We start from the raw sequence: 19,137 nt of genomic DNA, 5'->3' as shown, positions 1-19,137 counted from the left end.
GGGTCCGTTCGTCCGGTCCGGGGCGTGCGGGGCCCTACGCCCCGTCGAAGCGGCCGCTGGCATGGGCCAGCATGGTGTAGACCTTGCCGGTCTCCGAGGTGAGGTAGGCATCCGCCCGCGAGGAGTCGCGGTCGTTCTTCGAGACGTCGCCGAGCAGGCGCTCGAACTCGCCCACGTAGCGGTCGACCGTGCGCTGGAAATCGGCGTCCGCGGCGTAGCGGCGGCGCACCTCCTCGAAGGTCTGCCGGCCCTGCGCCGTGTAGATCCGCCGGTCGAACAGGTTCGGCTCGCCCCGGCGATAGCGCTCCCACAGCTCCACCGCCGTCTGGTGGTCGATCATCTTGGCGATGTCGCTGGAGATCGTCTCGAGGGCGGTGCGCCCGCGCTCGGCGGCGTTCTTCTGGGCTTCCGCCTGCTGCGTCGTGGCCGCAGCCGGCGCGTCCGGCGCCGGGTCCGCATCCTCGTCGAGGGAGGCCCGCGTCAGCAGGTCGGAGAGCCAGCCGCGGCCTTCGCCCGGCCGGGCCTCGGCGCGGGACGCCGGGCCGGTCCGTCCCGCCGCGGGGGCGGAGACGAGGTTCATCGACGTGCCGGGGCGGCCCGCCGGAGCCGCGGCCTTCGTCGCCGTTGCCGCGACCGGCTTGGCCGGGGCCGCAGCCGGCTTGGCCGGGGCGGCCTTCGCCGGAGCGGTCGCGGCGGGAGCGGGGGCCGGCGGCGGGGCGGCGGGGCGCTTCGGCTCCGACACCTGCGGAACCGCCGCGTCCACCGCGCGGCCCGCGCTCTGGACCAGGCCGGAAAGCTCGGTCAGGGCCTTGAGCTGCTCGGAGACCACTCGGCGCATCTCGCCGGTGGCGTCCTGCGTCTCGCGCGGGATTTCCAGCACCCCGCGCTGGAGGTCGGCCCGGGTGGCATCGAGCTCGCGCCGGATCTCGGCCGCCATCTCGCGCAGGCCGGAGACGGAGTCCCCGAAGCGGCCGGAGGCGGTTTCGAGGACGCCCATCATCTGCTGCGACGCCGCCTCGATCGCGGTGCGCACGGCCTCGGCAGTGCGTCCGCTCTCGCTGTCGGCGCTGGCGCGCAGGCCCTCGAACGCCGCGGCGACGGCGGTCCCGGCGCCCGCGGCGGTCTCGGACAGGCTGGTGCCCAGGGCCCGCGCCCGCTCCTCGGCGGCGCGCAGGGTCTCGCCGATCATCGCGTCGAAGCGCGCGGTCTGCGCGTCGAGGGTGCCGGAGCGCTCCTCGATCCGCGACAGCACGCTGGCGATGGCGGCCTCGCGCTCGCCCAGACGGTCCGCGAGGCGGCTCTCGGCGCCCTGGATCTGGCCGGCCGCGCCCTGCAGCTGCCCGGCGGCGCCTTCGAGGTGGCCGACGGCCTGCCGCAGGGTCCCCGCATGGGTGCGGCCGATCTCGTCGAGGGCACGGCCGCGCTCGTCGAGGGAGGCCGCCAGCTCGGCGGCGTCCCGCAGGGCGCCCTCGGCCACGTTCCGGAGAAGGTGGACCTGCTCGGACACGCCCGCGCTGGCCCGATCCGTCTCGCTGGCCACGGCCGCCAGGCCGTCGCGGATGTCGGCGATCCGGTGCGAGAGGCCCGCCTCGATATGGCCGAGGTTCTGGCCGGTCCCCGCCAGGAGCTCGCGCAGGGCGTCGTTGGCCCCGTCGATCCGCTCGAGGATGGCTGCGAGTTCGCCGCGCATCTGGGCGTTGGCGTCGTTCAGGGAAGCGATGGCCCGGGTCGCACCGCCGTCGATGGCCGAGAGCAGCGTCTCGGCGGAGGCGCGGGACTGGGCGGCCAGGGCATCGGTGCGCTCGCGGATGGCGGCGACCAGCGGCGCGCCGCTCTCCTGCAGGGCGCGCTCGATGGCGTCGCCGCGCAGCGCCAGGGCTTCCACGAGCTGGGCCGCCGGTCCGTCCACGATCTCGCGCAGGCGCTCGGACTGGTCCGTCAGCTGGGCGACCACCGCGTTCCCGCGTCCGTCGAGGGTCTCGACCAGGGCACCGCCCCCCGTCTCGATGGCGCGGGTGATGGTCTCGGCGCTCTCCGCCAGCCGGCGGGCGAGGGCCTGGCCACGGGCCTCCATGAGTCCGGCCAGGGCCGTCGAGCGACGGTCGAACGCCTCGGTCATGGCGCCGGTGCCGGTGTCGAGCAGGGCCGCCACGGCCTCGTTGCGCTGGTCGAGGGCCGCGGCCAGGGCCTGGCTGTGCGCCTCGGCGAGGGCCGCGTGGCGGTCGACCCGCGCGTCGAAGGCCGCCAGCATCGCCGCGGTGCGCTGGTCGACCAGGGACGCGTAGGCGTCCTGGCGGTCGTCGAAGGCCGTGGCCAGGGCGTCGCCGCGCGAGGCGACGAGGGTGGCGAACACCTTCATCCGGGTGTCGATGCGGCTCGTGAAGGCCTCCGACCGGCTGTCCACCGCCTCCGTCAGGGCCTGGCCCTGCGTGTCGATGGTGCGGGCGAACTCCGCCGCGCTGGCCTCCACGAGGCCGCCGAGGGCCGTGAGCCGCTCGTCGAACATCGCCGCGAGGGCGCTGCCGCGGTCCTCAGCCTGCTGGGCCAGGACGTTGGCGCGGTGATCCACGGTCTCGTCGAGGGTCCGGAGCTGGCTGTCGAAGACCGAAGCGAGGGTGTGGGTCCGCTCCGCGACGCGGTCGGCCAGGGCGCCGGCGCGTCCATCCACCAGGCTCTCGAGGGCACGCAGGCGCTCGTCGAAGATCGCCGCGAGCGCGAGGCCGCGCTCCTCGGTCTGGCGGGAGAGGCTGTCGGCCCGGTGCTCGACCGTCTCGTCGAGGGTCCGGAGCTGGGTGTCGAACACCGAGGCGAGGGTGCGGGTCCGCTCCTCGACGCGGTCGGCCAGGGTGCCGGCCCGCCCGTCCACCAGGCCCTCCAGGGCCCCCAGGCGCTCGTCGAAGATCGCCACGAGGGCGCGGGTCCGGTCGTCCGCCTGTGCGGCGAGGCCGGTGGCGCGCTCCTCGAAGAGGGAGACCAGGGCCTGCGCCATGGCCTCGGCCTGCTGGCGCAGGGCGCCCGCCCGTTCATCCACCACCTGGTCGAGGGCACCGACCCGCGTGTCGATGAGCGAGACCAGTGCCTGGGCGCGGGCATCGACTTCGTCGGACAGGGTGCCGGTGCGGTGGTCGACGAGGCGGTCGAGGGCGCCGAGCCGCTCGTCGAACAGAGTGGTGAGGCCGCGCGTCTGGGTCTCGACCCGGTCGGTCAGGGCCTCGGCGCGGCCGTCGATCAGGCCGTCGAGGGCACTCAGGACTTCGTCGAACAGGCCGCGCAGGCCCTGGGCCCGGGCGTCGAGCGACTGGGTCAGGTGGTTGCCGCGGCCGTCGACGATCGCGTCGAGGGCGCCGATGCGCTGGTCGAGGAGGGCCGTCAGGGCCTCGGTCCGGCCCTCGAGGGTCTCGGTCAGCTGTGCGCCGCGATGGTCGACGAGCTGGCCCAGGATGTTGATGCGATGGTCGAACAGGTTGGCGAGCGCGCGGGTGCGCTCGTCCACGGCCTGGGCCATCTCGCCGCTCCGGCGCTCGACCACGTCATCCAGGCTTCCGAGGCGCTGGTCGAACTGCTCGACCAGGCTCTGGGCCTGGGCCCCCAGCGTCTCGGTGAGGCGCCTGCCGCGGGTGTCCACGAGCTCGTCGAGCACACCGATGCGCTGGTCGAAGGTCTCCGCGAGGGCGCGGGTCCTGGCCTCGACCGAGTCCGCGAGGCTGCCGCCGCGACGGTCGACCACCTCGTCGAGGTGCTCGATGCGCTCCTCGAAGAGGGTGGCCAGGGCCTGCGTCCGCGCCTCGACCGCCTCGGCGGCACTGCCGAGGCTGGCCGCGATGGTGTCCACGAACGCCCGGCCGCGCTGGTCGAGCGTGTCGTGCAGCGGCGCGATGCGGTCGCTGAAGTTGGAGCCCAGGGAGCTGGCGTGGTTGTCGAGCAGCGCGCGGATCTCCCCCGTGCGGTCGTCGAGCAGCTGGTGGACCGTGCGCACGCCCTCGTCGAGGAGCGAGCTGATGTCGGAGGTCCGGCGGTCGAGGGTGGTGCCGAGGCGGCCCTCGCCCTCGCTGAGCTGGCGATCGGCCTCCGTGACCATGTCGCGCAGGCGAGCGAGGATCGTCTCGCCGCGCTGCTCCAGCACCGCGCCGAGGGAATTGCTGCCGAGGTCGAACAGCCGGGCGAGCTCGGTGATGCGGCCGCCGAGGGCGCCGAACACGGCGCGCCCCTTCTCGTCGAGCTCGGTGCCCATCGCGGCGGTGCGGGCATCGATGAGGCGGACGAGCTCGTCGGCGCGCTGCGAGAACGCCTCGCGAATGGCCACGGCCTGGGTGTCGAGGGCCTGGTTGGCGCTCCCGGTGCGCTCGACGATCATGTCGACGAGCTCGCGGGTGCGGGTCGCCAGATCCTCGTCCACCGCGCGGGTGCGGCTCTCGATCAGGCGGATCGCCTCGAAGGCCTGGGCTCCGAACGACTCCTCGATGAGGCGGCTGCGCTCCTCGAGGGCGGTGCCGATCGCTTCCAGGCGACCGAGCACGCCGGCATCGAAGCGGCCGGCGCCCTCGTCGAGGCGGCGGGACAGCTCCAGGGTCTGCTCGTCGAGGCGGCGGGCGATGTCCGCCGAGCGCTCGCCGAGGACGTCGCCGAGGCTGGCGCCGCGCTGGGCGATGTCGAGGGCCATGGTGTCCGCCCGCGTGTCGAGGGCCTGGACCAGGTCGCGGCCGCCCTCGGCCATGACGCGGGCCATCTCGGCGGTCCGCACGATCAGGGCTTCGTTCAGGGCGGTGGCTCGGCCGCCGAGATGGCCGTCGATCTGGGCGACCAGGTTGGCGAAGGTCTCGCCGATCTCGGTCGAACGACGGGCGGAGCGCTCCTCGAGGGCGCCGAGCTGGCTCTCGACGGTCTCCTGGGCCTCCCGGGTGCGGGCGGCGATGCTGTCGGCCACCACCTTGCCCTGCACCGTGATGACGCGGTCCATCTCCTCAAGGCGACCGGACACGGATTCCGTGAGGGCGGCGGTGTCGCGGGCGATGCGCTCGGCCAGGATGTCGCCGCGGGCGATGGTCTCCTGGAGGGTCGCGAGGCGGTCGTTGAGCACGCGGTCGATCGCCTGGACGCGGGTCTCGGTGGTGTCGGCGAAGCTGGCGCCGGTCTGGTTGAGGGCGTCGTTCACCCGCGCGCCCTGCGCGGTGACGGCCAGCACGATGTCGCGCCCGGTATTGGCGAGCTGGGTCTGGGCGTCCTGCGCCTGGGAGGCGATGAGGTTGCCCAGGGTCCGGCCGTGGTTGTCGAAGACCGTCTCGACGTCGCGGATGCGGGCGATGAGATCGCCGCCGAGGCCGTCGGCCGCGCGGGCGATGGTGCCGGCGGCCTCCTCGGCGCGCCGGGCCAGCTCGTCGTTGACGGCATCCAGGGTGCTGCGCAGGGCCTCGATGGAGGCGCTGGCCCTGCTGCCCACCGTGCCGCCGAGGCCGTCGGCGGCGTTGCGCAGGAGCTCGGCCGCCTCGGCGGTCCGGGCCGCGAGATCGGCTGACGTGGCGGCCAGCCGGGTCTCGAAGATCTGCACCGCCTCGACGGTGCGGGCCTCCAGCTCGCCGGTGGCGCTGGCGGAGGCGCGGCGCAGGGACTGCGCGGCCTCGGTGGTGCTGGCGCCGAGGGCCACGGTGGTCTCCTCCGCGCTGCGGCGGAAGGTGTCGGCGGCCTCGGACGTCCGGTTGCCGATCTCGGATTCGAGGGTCGCGGCCGTGGCGCGCAGGCTGTCCACCGCCTCCAGGGCCCGGGTCTCGAAGGTGTAGCCGAGGGCCGACAGGGCGCCCTCGAGCGTCTGCGTGGCTTCCTGCGTCCGCAGGCGCACGAGTTCGCCGACGCGATCGCCGGTCGCCCCAAGGGTGGATTCCAGGGTCGCGCCCTCGACCGTGACGGTCCGATGCAGCTGGTTCGCCACCGTCTCGATGCGCTCGGCCAGGGCCGCGCCGTGCTGGTCCAGACCGTTGGCGAGGCCTTCCACCGAGCGGAGGAGGTCGTCGCGCACGCCGCCGGCCCGGTTGCCGAAGGTCTCCACGATGGCGCTGGCGGCAAGGGCCAGGGCGGCCTGGGCCTCGCGGCCCGACGCGTCGATGCGCTCGGAGACCGAACCGCCATGCACGTCGATCGTCTCCCGCAGGCGGGTGGCTGCGGCCTCGATGCGCTCGGCCAGGGTGCCGCCGCGCTCGTCGAGGCGGGTCGTCGCGTCCTCCACCGAGCCGATCAGGGTCTCCCGGAGGGCGTCCGCGCGGGCGCCGAAGCTCTCGATGATCGCGCTGGCGGCCAGCGCCAGGCCGGCCTGAGTGTCGCGGCCGCGGGTCTCGAACAGGTTCGAGACTTCCGAGCCGTGGACCGTGATGGTCTCGTGCAGGCGGGCCGCGGCGGTCTCGATGCGATCGGCCAGGGCGCCGCCCTGGGTGTCGAGGCCGGAGGCGATGCCGTCGACGGAGCGGACGAGGTCCTCCCGCACGCCGTCGGCGCGGGCCGTGAAGGTCTCGATGATGCTGCCGGCGGCGGCGGCCAGACCCGTCTGGGCCTCGCGGGCCCGGGCCTCGATGAGGGCGGACACGCCGGTGCCGGCGGTCTCGATCTCGCTGCGCAGGGCATCGCCGCGCACGGAGATGTCGTGGGTGAGGGCGGCGCCGGTCTCGGCGAAGTGGGCGCGCAGGGCATCGCCCGTCTCGGCGAAGCGCGCGGTGATCTCGCCGCCCGTGGAGGAGAACTGGGCCGTCAGCTCGGAGCCGCGGGCCAGGAAGGCCTCTTCGAGGCCGCGCGCGGACAGTTCGAAGGTCTGGCGGACTTCGCCGCCCTGGCGGTTCAGGGCCTCGATGACCTCGGAACCGGTCTGGGCCAGGGTCCGCGCCACCTGCCCGGCATTCTCCGCCAGGGTGGTGGTGAGGATGCCGCCGGTGCGCTCGAAGGCCCGGGTGACCTCGTCGGCCCGGGTCTCCAGGGACAGGGTGAGGGCGCTGCCGACCTCCGCGAGGCTGCCGCGCACCCCCTCGCTGGTGGAGGCGAGGCGCTGCACGAGGTCGTCGCCGCGGCCGGAGACCAGCTCGACCACCCGGTCGCCGGCCTCGCCGAGGGCGGCGGTGATCGCGTCGCCGCGGTCGCCGAGGGCCGAGGTGATGGCCTCGCCGCGGGCATCGAGGGCGCTGGTGACCCGGTCGCCGGCGCCGTTCACCGCGGAGACGATGCGCTCGGCGGCGCCGTCGAGCTCCGCCGTCAGGCTCTGGTGGGTGCCCGTGATGGCCCCGCGCACGCGCTCGGCATTGGCGATGATCGACTCGCGCTGGGCGACGAGCTCCTCGACGAGGGAGCGGATGCGGATCTCGTTGTCGGAATAGGCCCGCTCCAGGGTCGCGATCTCGCCGCGCACCAGGGTCTCGAGCTCGCCCGCCCGGGCCAGGGCACGCTCGACGCCGTCGCCGACCGCCGCGACCTCGCGCCGGACGGTCTGCGACATGGTGAGCACCGCGTCGGTGGAGAAGTTCTCGGGCTCGGCCAGACGGATCGCCACCTCGCCCACGGCGCGGGCGACGAGGCGCATCTCCTGGGCGCGCACGGCGAGCATCCCCATGATGGCGAACAGCACCACGGGGCCCACGAGGGCGGTCGCCGCCACGGCGCCCTGGAGCGCGGTCAGGCCCTGGAAGAAGCCGCGCAGGTCGCCGGAGGACTGCACCCAGGCCAGGGCGAGGAGGCCGGCGATCCAGAGGGCGCCCGCCGCGGCGGCGATGAGGTAGGGGGTGCGCGAGGGGCGCACGCGCAGGGTCTGCTGCAGGATGCCGATGTTCTGGCGATCGTCGTTGGCCACCATGGAACGGTCGGGCGGCAGGAGGCCGCCTTCGCGGCGCGGCCGGTTGCGGTCCGGCGGCGGCAGGTCCGAGGCGAGGGGCTGGTCGAGGTCGAGGCGGGGCGGCGCGAGGCGACCGCTGGGATCGCGCAAGGGATCGCCGTCGCCGACATCCGGCAGGCGGGGTTCCACCCGGGATGCCTCGTCGCCCTGAGCGAAAGCGTCGAGGTTGAGAGCCTGCTCGATCGCCGACAGAGCCGCCTCGGCCGGGTCCTTGAGCTTCTTTTCCGTGGCCATTCAACGCCTCGTTACGCGTATCCCGATCGGCGGCCGCGCCCGTCGATCAAGGTTACTTTTACCAATTTACCAAGGAACTTTAGACTTCGGCACAGGGCTCGGATACCCGAGCCGGCCGCAGCGCCCAAAAAACCTTAACGGAATGGTTACCAAGCCGAGGGCCGGTACCGCGCCGTCGTCTTTCTGCATGATGCCTCAACGCGTAGACGGAAGCGAACGACGGCGGGGCTCAGCTGTGGATAGCCAGGATGGCCGCCGCCGCAGGCGCGCGAGGATGCAGTGCGAGAACCGGATTTCCCAGACCCGTCGGCGGCGGTGCTCCTCGATGCCGACCACCTGTCGCGCCAGACCTTCGGCGACGCCGCGCTGGCCGCGGAGCTCCTCGGGCTCTTCGCGGCCCAGTGCCACCGCCTCCTGCCGGGAATCGTCGATCCGGACCGGGAGCCGGCCGAGCGGGCCGACCTCGCCCATACCCTGAAGGGCTCGGCTCTCGGGATCGGCGCGGTCCGCGTCGCCCGGATCTCGGGGGCGATCGAGGACGCGCTGCGCGCCGGTGGGACGGACGTCCCCGCCGAAACGCTCGCCGCCGCAATCGCCGAAACCCTCGCGACCTCGACGCGACCCCTCTGAAATACCGAGCCCGGACGTCGCGTCGCGGATCGTCGATGGAACGGCGCGGCCGCTGCGGCGTAAGCGCAGGAAACATCGCCCGGTCGGCGAGCGCGCTTGCATTCGGAGGCCTGCCCCTTCAAGGCAGGCTCTGCGCCGCACAACCGGCCGTACTACGCGTTGTCCGAGCCCGGAGCCCCCGATGCCCAAGATCACCTACGTCGACCACGCCGGAACGGCCAGGACCGTGGAGGGCGACGTGGGATCGACCGTGATGGAAGCGGCGATCCGCAACAACGTACCGGGGATCGATGCGGAATGCGGCGGCGCCTGTGCCTGCGCCACCTGCCACGTCTACGTCGATGCGGCCTGGGCCGAGGTCGTGGGTCCCGCCGAGGCGATGGAGCAGGACATGCTCGATTTCGCCTCCGACGTGCGCGCGACCTCGCGGCTGTGCTGCCAGATCCGCATCACCCCGGAGCTGGACGGGCTCAGCGTCACGACGCCGGCGCGTCAGGGCTGAAGGGGCGCTCGGAGCCCGCCAGCGCGCAAGGCCGCCCGAGCCCGGCGCCGGATTTCCGATGGCGGTAGAGTAACTTACCGGACCAAAGTCCGCATCGCCGCATCGATGCCTTCGAGGTTGAGTGGGAACATGCGCTCTCCCATCAGCCGGCGGATCATCCCGATCGACTGGGTGTAGGCCCAGTGTTCCGCCGGAACGGGGTTCAGCCAGACCGTCTTCGGAAACCGCTCGAGGATGCGGTTCAGCCAGACCTCGCCGGGTTCCTCGTTCCAGTGCTCCACCGATCCGCCCGCCATGGCGATCTCGTACGGGCTCATGGAGGCGTCGCCGACGAACACCACGCGATAGTCCGGCGGATAGGTCCGCAGCACGTCGAGGAGTGGCAGTGTCTCGTCGTGCCGGCGCCGGTTCTCGCGCCAGACGCGCTCGTAGGGGCAGTTGTGGAAGTAGAAGTGCTCGAAGTGCTTGAACTCCGAGCGGGCAGCGGAGAACAACTCCTCGGCCAAAGCCACGTGGAAGTCCATCGAGCCGCCCACGTCGAGGAACAGTAAGACCTTCACGGCATTGCGCCGCTCCGGCCGGAGCCTCACGTCGAGATAGCCCTTGGCGGCGGTCTCGCGGATCGTTCCGTCGAGGTCGAGTTCGTCCGCCGCGCCGCTGCGGGCGAAGCGGCGCAGGCGTCGCAGAGCGACCCGCATGTTGCGGGCGCCGAGCTCGACCGTGTCGTCCAGGTCCCGGAATTCTCGCTTGTCCCAGACCTTCACGGCGCGGAAGTTGCGGTTGCCGTCCTGGCCGATCCGGATGCCCTCCGGATTGTAGCCGTAGGCCCCGAACGGCGAGGTGCCGCCGGTGCCGATCCACTTGTTGCCGCCCTGGTGGCGCTCGCGCTGTTCGGCGAGGCGCTGTTTCAGGGTCTCGAACAGATTGTCCCAGCCGAGCGCCTGCAGTTCCGCCTTCTCCGCATCGGTGAGGTACTTCTCGGCGAGCTTGCGCAGCCATTCCTTGGGGATCGGCGTCGGTTCGGATGCCGCGCCCAGGGTCTCGATGCCCTTGAACACGGTGCCGAACACGCGGTCGAAACGGTCGAGGTTGCGCTCGTCCTTCACCAGGGTCGTACGGGCCAGGAGGTAGAACTCCTCGATCCGCTTCTCGGCGAGGTCCCGGTCGAGCGCACCCAGGAGCGTCAGGAACTCCCGCAGCGTGACGGGGACCTTGGCGTCGCGCAAGGCGGTGAAGAACTGGAGCAGCATGGGGTGACAACGCGGGAAGCCGGTGTCGTGGTCAAGACCCGACCCGCGCCCGACGCCTGGCCGAGTCACATACGTTAAGCTGGGTATAACCCAGGATTTCTGTTGATAGTGCCAAGCGGACGTTATTCCAGCGAACAGGACTTGTCATCTGAATCGAACATCTTGGCCCCACGGTCTCGTGCAAGTCAGGGCAAGTCGTCAGGGCGCATGGTCTTCGGGTTGAGTTGGGAGTGACCGACATGGCGCTCGCGTTGCGCTCGTTGAGCGATTTCAAGCGGTTCCTTTCGGAGCCGGGCGCGACGATTCAGGTGGTGCGCAACACCTTCATCGACCGGCAACCCGCCTCCTTCGCGGACGCCTACCGGGCCAAGGGAATGTACGAGCCGCGCACCATCCGGGCGGTCTCCAAGAAGGCGGCGATCTTCTCGATCCAGGGGCATCCGACGACGATCTGGCTTTACTGGGACAAGGGCACGCGCAAATGGCGCTTCAACGAAGATACGGTGACGATCCCGCTCGACACCGGCCTCGGTCCGCCGGACGAGATCGTCTATCGCTGCAGCTACGCGCCCGGCATGGATCCGGCAGCCCATTCGTCCGTCCGTCGGGGCAAGGCCCGAACGCCGAAGCCGCCCGATGCCCTCAAGCCGGCATCTCCGAAGCCGCCACCGGGGCTCAAGGCCGGGCGGAGCGGCACGGTCCCCGGTCCATCCAAACCATCCGCTTCGAACTCCCTGTCCGTGCCCGTGATGCCCCCCCGTGGCCAGGGCCGGCTGCTCTGAAGCGCTCGGGTTCGTTCCTCAGGCGGTCTTGCTGACCGGTTTGGCCTCGTCCGCAGGCGTCGCGTCCCGGACTTCCACGACCTTGCCGACGGTGCGGCGAGCCCGAAAGGCCGGCCGGACCTCGGTCTCCTTCCGCTTCAGCATCGCCCGATACTCGTCGCGTCGTTCGTGGATCGAAGCGATCACGAGCCCCATCGGCACGCCGACATCGACGAGGACGGCTTCAGAGAGCTGGAGCGATGCCTCGATGGTTTCGGGAACCGCATCATCGACGCCCATCTCGTAGAGCGCGGTGGCGTGTCGGGCATCGCGCGCCCGCGCCACGATGGTGATGTCGCGCCGCTCGGCCCGGGCTGCTTCCACCACCGCCTCGACGGCCCTGGGATTGTCCAGGGTAACGACGAGGGCCCGGGCATTGGCGATGTCGCAGCGGCGCAGCAGCTCGGGATTGGCCGAATCCCCAAAGTAGACCGGATTACCCAGACGCCGATGTTCCGAGACTCGGGCCGCATCCGCGTCGAGGGCGAGATATGGGATCTTGTGTCGGACCAGCATCTCGCCAACGAGCCGCCCGACGCGGCCGTATCCCGCGATGATGACCCGGTTCTGCTGACGATCCGGCACCGGCTCGGCCCGCGCCCGGCCGAGCTGCGCGGTCGAGAGCCGCTTGCCGAGGCGTCGTGCCAGCACTGCGAGGGCCGGGATCGCGATCATGGTCACCGTGGTCACGACCAGGGCGGCCTGCCCGACCTCCTCGGGCACGAGCCCGCCCGCCAAGGCGCCACCGATCAGCACGAAGGCGAACTCGCCGCCGGGACCCAGCAGAAGGGCTGCTTCGACGGCCACTGCCCGGGACAGCTTCAGGAAACGCGCGGCGATGACGATGATGGCGCCCTTGATGAGGATCAGGGCCAGGGCGAGCCCCAGCACCGCGCCCGGGGCCGACATGAGGTGGGCTGGATCGAGATTCATGCCCACGGAGACGAAGAATACCCCCAGCAGCAGGCCCTTGAACGGGTCGATCGTCGCCTCGATCGCGCGGCGATACTCGGTCTCCGCCAGCAACAGCCCGGCCACGAAGGCGCCGAGGGTCATCGAGAGCCCGGCGGCGGCAGCCGTCACGGCGGTGCCGATGATGACCAGGAGGCAGGCCGCCATGAACAGCTCGGGCGAGCGCGTTCGGGCCACCAGTTGGAACAGCGGCCGCAGCGCCACGCGTCCCACCACGACGATTACCACGATGGCGACAGCCGCCTGACCGAGAGCGAGGGCGAGGGCGCCCCCCACATCCGAGCCGTCGTTCCTGCCGAGCACCGCGATGGCAAACAGGACCGGGGCCACCGCGAGGTCCTGGAACAGCAAGACCGCGAAGCTTGCGCGGCCCGCCGGGGTATTCAGTCGCTTCTGGTCCGCCAGGACCGGCAGCACGATCGCGGTCGAGGACAGAGCGAGGGCCAGTCCGACGATGATCGCGGCGGCGAGCGGCACTGACAGGGACAGGAGGATCAGGCCGATCACGACCGAGGAGGCAAGGACCTGGATGGAGCCGAGGCCGAAGACGAGGCGGCGGAGCGTTCGCAGACGCTCCCACGAGAGCTCGACGCCGATCATGAACATGAGGAAGATCACGCCGAACTCGGCGAGGTGCGCGATCTCCGCCCGGTTGGCGATGGTGAAGGTCGAGACCCAGTGGTGCGTCTCGGCGAAGCGTCCGAGACCGAAGGGACCGAGGAGTGCGCCCGCCCCGATGAAGCCCAGCACCGGACTGATGCGCAGCCGATGGAACAACGGCACCACCACGCCCGCGGTGACGAGGAATAGGATCGCTTCCTTGTAGGAGCCGGCGTGCACGTCCGTCATCAGTCGGGGATGTCTCCAGCGGCCGGAGCAATGGACGGGCGCGCCCCGGCCCAGTCCGTCCATGACCATGGGCACCGGGGCCATCCCGGCGCAACAGCGCACACACGCGGAAACAACAAAATGGTCGGCTGCGACCATTCGGATGGGGAGACCGTGCTGGTCAGCACCGCTGATGCGGCGCAAAAACGGCACAATATGCGCATAAGGCAAAGCCTTAACGGACGGTTAAGCGCGCAGCGTCGCGTTTCGAGACACGAGTGCCCCATGCGAAAGACGCCGCCCAACCGCGACGTGCAACGTGAAGCCCGAGACTGGCGCCGGGAGTCCGACCGCTGGACTCACGAACGACACATCGAGAGGGGCTACCGCATCAAGTGGGGCTACGTCGCGATCGCCTATCTCGTCGAGTTCATGGTCATCGGTGCCTCGCTCTGGGGAGCGTGGCTGTTCGCTGGCGTCTACAGCGACGGCGACTCGCAGGCGTTCTACTTCATGCTCCTCGCCCCGCTGGTCTACGCGGCGGTGGAGCTGTGCCGCGTCCCCCTCGGGATTCTGGCCCGCACGCAGCGCTCTTATTTCATCCGCGCGCTGGCGATCGTCGGCATCATCTTCGCTGCCGGCGTTACCACCAAGTCGGTGTCCCAGCTCGGCGAAATGATGTTTCATCCGCGCCTGATGGACGCCGCCAAGGCGAAGACCGCCCTGAAGGACGCACAGGCTGATCGCGGCACCATCGACAACCGCATCGCCACGGCGGATGCGCGGGTCGCGCAGTACACGACCGAGCTCGATCAGATCGAGAAGCGCGCTGCCGAGAACGCCAGCCAGCTCGCCGGCTTGCCGGCGCAGCGCTGCGAACGCGTCTACGGCACCAACAGCCGTGGTCAGCGCTACTCGAACATGAAGTGCGTCACCGATCCGCGCACGGCGACCCTCAATGCGAGCGTCGCGAAGGCCGGCTCCGACCGGGGCGCCGTGACGAAGATGCTCGAAGAGGCACGCAAGGCCCGCGGCGACCTCGATCGGGGCGCGGCGGAGCGCAAGGTCGCCGACGCCGAGCAGGCCTATCGCAACTCGGTCAACCGCTCGCAGCTGCACTCCTTCACCGCCATGGTCTACGGCGTCGACCCGATCGACGTGAGCGAGGCGCAGGTCCACGCCTTCCTGCGGATCTTCGTGTTCGTGCCGGCGGTCTGTGCCGCTTTCGCGTCGACGATCCTCGCCCTCTGCGCCGTGTCGGTGCGCAAGACCTTCATGGACGAGGATGACCTCGGTGCCACCGTCGACCCGGCCGCGACCCCCTACATGCTCGACTCGATCACCGACGCCCTGCGCCAGGAAATGGCCTTGAGCCAGCCTCGAGGCGTGCCGGATGAGCCTTCCGTCGCTGCCCAGGCGCCGGCCCCCGCGGCTCCTGCTCCGGCAACGGCCGCGGCCGGCGGCGCGGTAATCCCGATCGATCGACGTGGCTCGACACAGGCCGCAAGCGCAGGAGCCGGCGCGTGAGCATCCATACCTCCGGCACCCCCGAGAATGTCGTCCTCGCTCAGAGCGTGAACGGACGCCTTCGGGCCGAGGCGCGCATCATCGCCGCGCGCGCTTTCCTGTTCCGCTCCATCGGGGCAGGCGCCTTCCTGCTTCTCGCCGGCGCCGGACTTGGCGCGGCGTCCTACGGCTATGCCTACATGAACCAGTTCGATTCGGCGGCGGAGAAGATTGCGGCCGCGATGCAGGCGGCCCTGTCCGACGTGACCCTGAAGACCAAGGGCGAGGTCACACTGACGGATAACGTCCTCAAGCTCGAGGGCGGGGTGCCGAAGGCGGGTGGAGCGCCGATTCCGACGAAGGCGCAGCTCGGCAACGACGCCGCGCCGGCCTCGAAGGCCCCCGTGAACACCACCTTCACCGTGTTCAAGCAGGTGCCCTACATGGACGGCCAAATCGTCACCGGCTGGAACTTTCGTGCGAACGAAGACCAGCCGTTCCAGCAATACTGCTACTTCTCCCGGCGCCAGAACGAGGCGAAGGGGCAGGTCGAGATCAAGATCGATCTCGCTATGGACGGAAAGACGCTGCCCCAACCGCAGAAATCCGACGTTAACCTCGGCATCCTGGCATCGAACTGCGTCTGGCACGACGGAAAGACGCTCTAGCACGACCGGTCTTTGTCGGCCGCGGACGGTGCCTTGCGGGGATCCCGGCCGCGCTCTAACCCCGGATGTCTCAGCGTCCCCATCCCGCGAGTTCCGCCATGCGCTTCACCGGCACCGCCGACTACGTCGCGACCTCCGACCTGACCACGGCGGTGAACGCCGCCATCGTGCTGGAGCGACCGCTGCTGGTGAAGGGGGAACCCGGTACCGGCAAGACGGTGCTGGCCGAGGAAATCGCCAAGGGCCTCGGTGCGCCGCTCCTCACCTGGAACGTCAAGTCGACCACCAAGGCGCAGCAGGGCCTCTACGAATATGACGCGGTCTCGCGCCTGCGCGACAGCCAGCTCGGCGACCCGCGCGTCTCGGACATCGGCAACTACATCCGGCGCGGCAAGCTGTGGGAGGCCTTCACCGCCCCCGAGCGCCCGGTGCTGCTCATCGACGAGATCGACAAGGCCGACATCGAATTTCCGAACGACCTCCTGACCGAGCTCGATCGGATGGAATTCCACGTCTACGAAACCGGCGAGACGGTTCGGGCCGAACGGCGCCCGATCGTCATCATCACCTCGAACAACGAGAAGGAGCTGCCGGACGCCTTCCTGCGGCGCTGCTTCTTCCACTACATCAAGTTCCCCGACGCCGAGACCCTGAAGGCCATCGTCGAGGTACACTATCCGGGCATCAAGCACCGTCTGGTCGAGGAGGCCCTGCGCGTCTTCCTCGAGACCCGCGAGGTCCCGGGTCTGAAGAAGAAGCCCTCGACCTCCGAGCTACTCGACTGGCTCAAGCTTCTCGTCTCCGAAGACGTGGCGCCCGAGACCCTGCGCGAGCGCGATGGGCGCAAGCTGATCCCGCCGCTGCACGGTGCGCTCCTGAAGAACGAGCAGGATGTCGGGCTGTTCGAGAAGCTCGCCTTCCTCATGCGGCGCGAGCAGCGCGGTGACTAAGCCGCACCATCGGGCGTCGGCCCCTGGCCCGGCGCATCGGCGGAACCCAGATAGATCGGGTGGCCCGCGCAAGGTTCGTCTCCAGTGGAACGCTTCCGATGAATCTGAAGAAGCTCGGTCGCACCGGCCTCGACGTCTCGCCTCTCTGCCTCGGCTGCATGACCTACGGGGTTCCCGAGCGCGGTCCCCATCCCTGGACCCTGCGCGAGGACGAGAGCCGGCCGATGATCAAGCGGGCGCTCGATCTCGGCATCAACTTCTTCGACACCGCCAATGCCTATTCGGACGGCACCAGTGAGGAGATCGTCGGGCGCGCCCTGCACGACTATGCCGACCGCGACGCCGTCGTGCTCGCCACCAAGTGTTTCTTTCCTCTGAAGAGCCAGCCCAATGCCGGTGGACTCTCGCGCAAGGCGATCTTCGCCTCCATCGATGCCAGTCTCAAGCGCCTCGGCACCGACTATGTCGACCTCTTCCAGACCCACCGCTGGGATTACGGGACGCCGATCGAGGTCACGCTGGAAGCGCTCCACGACGTGGTGAAGGCCGGAAAAGCCCGCTACATCGGCGCCTCATCGATGTACGCTTGGCAGTTCGCCAAGGCGCTCTTCACGGCCGACCGCTACGGCTGGACCCGCTTCGCCACGATGCAGGACCACTACAACCTGCTGCACCGGGAAGAGGAGCGCGAGATGCTGCCGCTCTGTCTGGATCAGGGCATCGCGGTGCTGCCCTGGAGCCCTCTGGCCCGGGGTCGGCTGACCCGCGACTGGGATGTGCGCAGCGCGCGTCAGGATAGCGACGAGGTCGGCCGGCATCTCTACGCCTCCGCGGATGCGGCCGATCGGGCCATCGTCGTCCAGGTCTCGACCATCGCCACCACGCGGGGCGTGCCGCGCGCCCAGGTCGCCCTGGCCTGGTTGCTCCAGAAATCGGTGGTGACCGCGCCGATCATCGGCGCGTCGAAGCCGAGCCATCTCGCGGATGCCGTCGCGGCTCTTGATCTCGACCTTACGAGCGAGGAGGTGAGTGCCCTCGAAGCGCCCTATACCCCGCATCCCGTCGTCGGATTCACCTGAAAGTCCAAGCCCGCATGCGTCGCCTGATCCTCCTGCGTCACGCTAAGTCCGACCGTCCGCCCGGCATCGCCGATCTCGATCGCCCGCTGAACAATCGCGGCAAGCGCGCCGCCCCGCAGATGGGGGCGTACCTTTCGGCCGAAGGCTTGATTCCCGAGGCGGTCGTCGTGTCTCCGGCGCAGCGCACCCGCGAGACCTGGGATGCGATACAGAGCGCCCTGCAGGGGCCCGAGGCCGAGATCGTCCCATCGATTTACGAGGCGCCGGAAACGGCCTTGCTCGCCGTCGTGCGGTCGACGCCGAATATGAAGGGGAGCCTCCTGATGATCGGTCACAATCCCGGCCTGCAGGGTCTGGCGATGCGGCTGGCCGGCTCCGGCGACAAGGACGGGCGCAAGCGGCTGGCGCTGGAGTTTCCCACCGCTTCCGTGGTGGTCCTGGATTTCGACGGGGACGCCTGGAATGCGGTCGCTGCCGGGATGGGACGGCTGGAGCGGTTCGTCGCCCCGAGGGACATCGACATCGCGGATTGAACCCTTCTGGCCCGGACGCCGTTGCCCTGATCCCGAACAAGCTTCGCAGATCCCGTGCTCCTGACCACGCTCCTCGTCCTCTCGACGCTGCTGCCGCGCCTGGAGGGGACGATCGAAGATCTTCGACCGGACGCGACGCGCTGGCGGATGGCATCTGCGGCATCCGAAAGGAATTCTGCGCCCTTCCCGGTCTTCGAATCCGAGGGCCGGGCCGTCTCGAACTGGCGCTATGAGGCAGCCGAAAGCCTGCGCCCCGCCTCACTCGCTCTAGTGGCCCGCTACACGTCCGGCGCCCCGGCCTTCGTCGCCCGTTGCGTCAAGCTGAACAATTACTGGTGCATCAAGAAGGCCCGCTGGAACGGAGAGATCGGCGCGGACAGCGAGGGTCATACCGGATTCGCCACCGCGGCCGATGGCGCCGATGCGGCGGCGCAGCTGCTCCGGCGCTACTATCGCGAATTCGGCCGCCGGTCGGCCCTCGCCATCGTGCGGCGCTGGGCTCCCGCAGAGTGCCGGATCGGCGGGTCGGTCGCACCCCTCGCGAGCCGTCGAACGGGCACGAGGATTTCTCCGGAGATCGCGCCCCGCGGGATCGGCGGCACGCTCCGGGCCCGCTTCCTGGCTCGCCATTCGCGCGGCGGCATCTCCCGCGCGGCCATTGTGGGACGGGGCGGCCCTCTGCGGATTCAGCCTTGGTCGCCCCTGGCGCGCCTACGGGGGCGTCCGAGCCCGGTGCGCGAGACAGCCAAAGGTCCAGCTTTCACGAAGTTGGCAGCGGCGACCCCATCGAAATCGGCACTGCTGGTCCGCCCTTCCGAAATTTTGGTGAAGCCCTCGACGATGATCGCCAGGCCATCCGTGCTTCTCGTCGAGCCGAGCGCTGTTCTCAGTGCCGCATCGACGGGCCAACGGCGTGTGCCGCCCCCGAAAGCCGGGTCGGTGGCGCGTCTTCAGGAGCGTTTCGTGGCGGAGTCCGCCGCTCTGCCGGCGATTGCGGCGGGCGCGTCGAGCCTGCCGCTTCTCGATCTGAGCGTGCCGGCGCCGGTCTGCGGCAACGATGAGACCCGCATCCGCAACTATGCCACGCGGATCGCCGCCAGCGTCGGCCTGAAAGTCGAAGACGACCTCGAGCTGTTCGGACCCGACGGACGTCCATTGCCGAACCTGCGCCCGGTCATGCAGGCGATGTCGAGCGTGGAGCTCGGGGCCCTGCGCGCTGCCCCGGCCCTGGTGGAGACCGCCATTGAGCGTCTCGATGCCAACACCCTTGCCGCCGCCAACGCACCGGTCACGGCACCCTGAG

The 19,137-nt window shown here is 70.4% G+C and carries 12 protein-coding genes; 9 read left to right on the top strand and 3 right to left on the bottom strand.

Annotated elements, in window-relative coordinates; genetic code table 11:
• Nucleotides 1-34: 34 nt before the first annotated feature.
• Entirely contained in the window at nt 35-8,095 is an 8,061-nt protein-coding gene (locus ASG51_RS18745) for a hypothetical protein (RefSeq protein ID WP_056382421.1), read from the bottom strand.
• Nucleotides 8,096-8,374: 279 nt separating this feature from the next.
• Here ASG51_RS18745 and ASG51_RS18740 point away from each other — a divergent pair, with 279 nt between their 5' ends.
• A complete protein-coding gene (locus tag ASG51_RS18740; protein ID WP_082514118.1) occupies nt 8,375-8,725 on the top strand; it encodes an Hpt domain-containing protein in 351 nt (116 codons plus the stop codon).
• 181 nt (nt 8,726-8,906) lie between these two features.
• Entirely contained in the window at nt 8,907-9,227 is a 321-nt protein-coding gene (locus ASG51_RS18735) for a 2Fe-2S iron-sulfur cluster-binding protein (protein WP_055954982.1), read from the top strand.
• 74 nt (nt 9,228-9,301) lie between these two features.
• Here ASG51_RS18735 and ASG51_RS18730 read toward each other — a convergent pair whose 3' ends face one another.
• Entirely contained in the window at nt 9,302-10,477 is a 1,176-nt protein-coding gene (locus ASG51_RS18730) for a VWA domain-containing protein (protein WP_056382417.1), read from the bottom strand.
• A 239-nt stretch (nt 10,478-10,716) separates the two neighbouring features.
• Here ASG51_RS18730 and ASG51_RS18725 point away from each other — a divergent pair, with 239 nt between their 5' ends.
• Nucleotides 10,717-11,259, top strand: coding sequence for a hypothetical protein (locus tag ASG51_RS18725; protein WP_244480195.1), 543 nt, complete (start codon nt 10,717-10,719; stop codon nt 11,257-11,259).
• A gap of 18 nt (nt 11,260-11,277) precedes the next feature.
• Here the strand turns inward: ASG51_RS18725 and ASG51_RS18720 are convergent, their stop codons facing one another.
• On the bottom strand, nt 11,278-13,119 hold the full coding sequence (locus ASG51_RS18720; RefSeq protein WP_056382415.1) for a cation:proton antiporter: 1,842 nt from the start codon (nt 13,117-13,119) through the stop codon (nt 11,278-11,280).
• A 264-nt stretch (nt 13,120-13,383) separates the two neighbouring features.
• Between ASG51_RS18720 and ASG51_RS18715 the strand changes: the two genes are divergently transcribed.
• The 6 genes from ASG51_RS18715 (at nt 13,384) to ASG51_RS18690 (ending at nt 19,136) form a co-directional block, all read left to right on the top strand.
• The gene (locus ASG51_RS18715; RefSeq protein ID WP_056382411.1) at nt 13,384-14,625 is read left to right on the top strand and encodes a hypothetical protein; all 1,242 of its coding nucleotides are present in this window, start codon (nt 13,384-13,386) and stop codon (nt 14,623-14,625) included.
• Nucleotides 14,622-15,272 (top strand): hypothetical protein, encoded by a 651-nt coding sequence (locus ASG51_RS18710; protein ID WP_056269654.1) that lies wholly within the window; start codon nt 14,622-14,624, stop codon nt 15,270-15,272. The genes ASG51_RS18715 and ASG51_RS18710 overlap by 4 nt, the downstream gene beginning before the upstream one ends.
• A 98-nt stretch (nt 15,273-15,370) precedes the next feature.
• Entirely contained in the window at nt 15,371-16,222 is an 852-nt protein-coding gene (locus tag ASG51_RS18705) for a MoxR family ATPase (RefSeq protein ID WP_056382409.1), read from the top strand.
• 98 nt (nt 16,223-16,320) lie between these two features.
• Nucleotides 16,321-17,301 carry an aldo/keto reductase gene (locus ASG51_RS18700; protein WP_056382408.1) on the top strand — a complete coding sequence of 327 codons (981 nt, stop codon included), beginning with the start codon at nt 16,321-16,323 and terminating at the stop codon, nt 17,299-17,301.
• Between the two features lie 14 nt (nt 17,302-17,315).
• Nucleotides 17,316-17,834: a histidine phosphatase family protein gene (locus ASG51_RS18695; protein WP_056382406.1), complete on the top strand. Its 519-nt coding sequence runs from the start codon at nt 17,316-17,318 to the stop codon at nt 17,832-17,834.
• 54 nt (nt 17,835-17,888) lie between these two features.
• Nucleotides 17,889-19,136 (top strand): hypothetical protein, encoded by a 1,248-nt coding sequence (locus ASG51_RS18690; RefSeq protein ID WP_056382404.1) that lies wholly within the window; start codon nt 17,889-17,891, stop codon nt 19,134-19,136.
• The last annotated feature ends 1 nt before the right edge of the window (nt 19,137 follow it).

Source organism: Methylobacterium sp. Leaf465, from assembly GCF_001424705.1.
Classification (GTDB): domain Bacteria; phylum Pseudomonadota; class Alphaproteobacteria; order Rhizobiales; family Beijerinckiaceae; genus Methylobacterium.
This window is presented reverse-complemented; position numbering and strand designations above follow the sequence as displayed.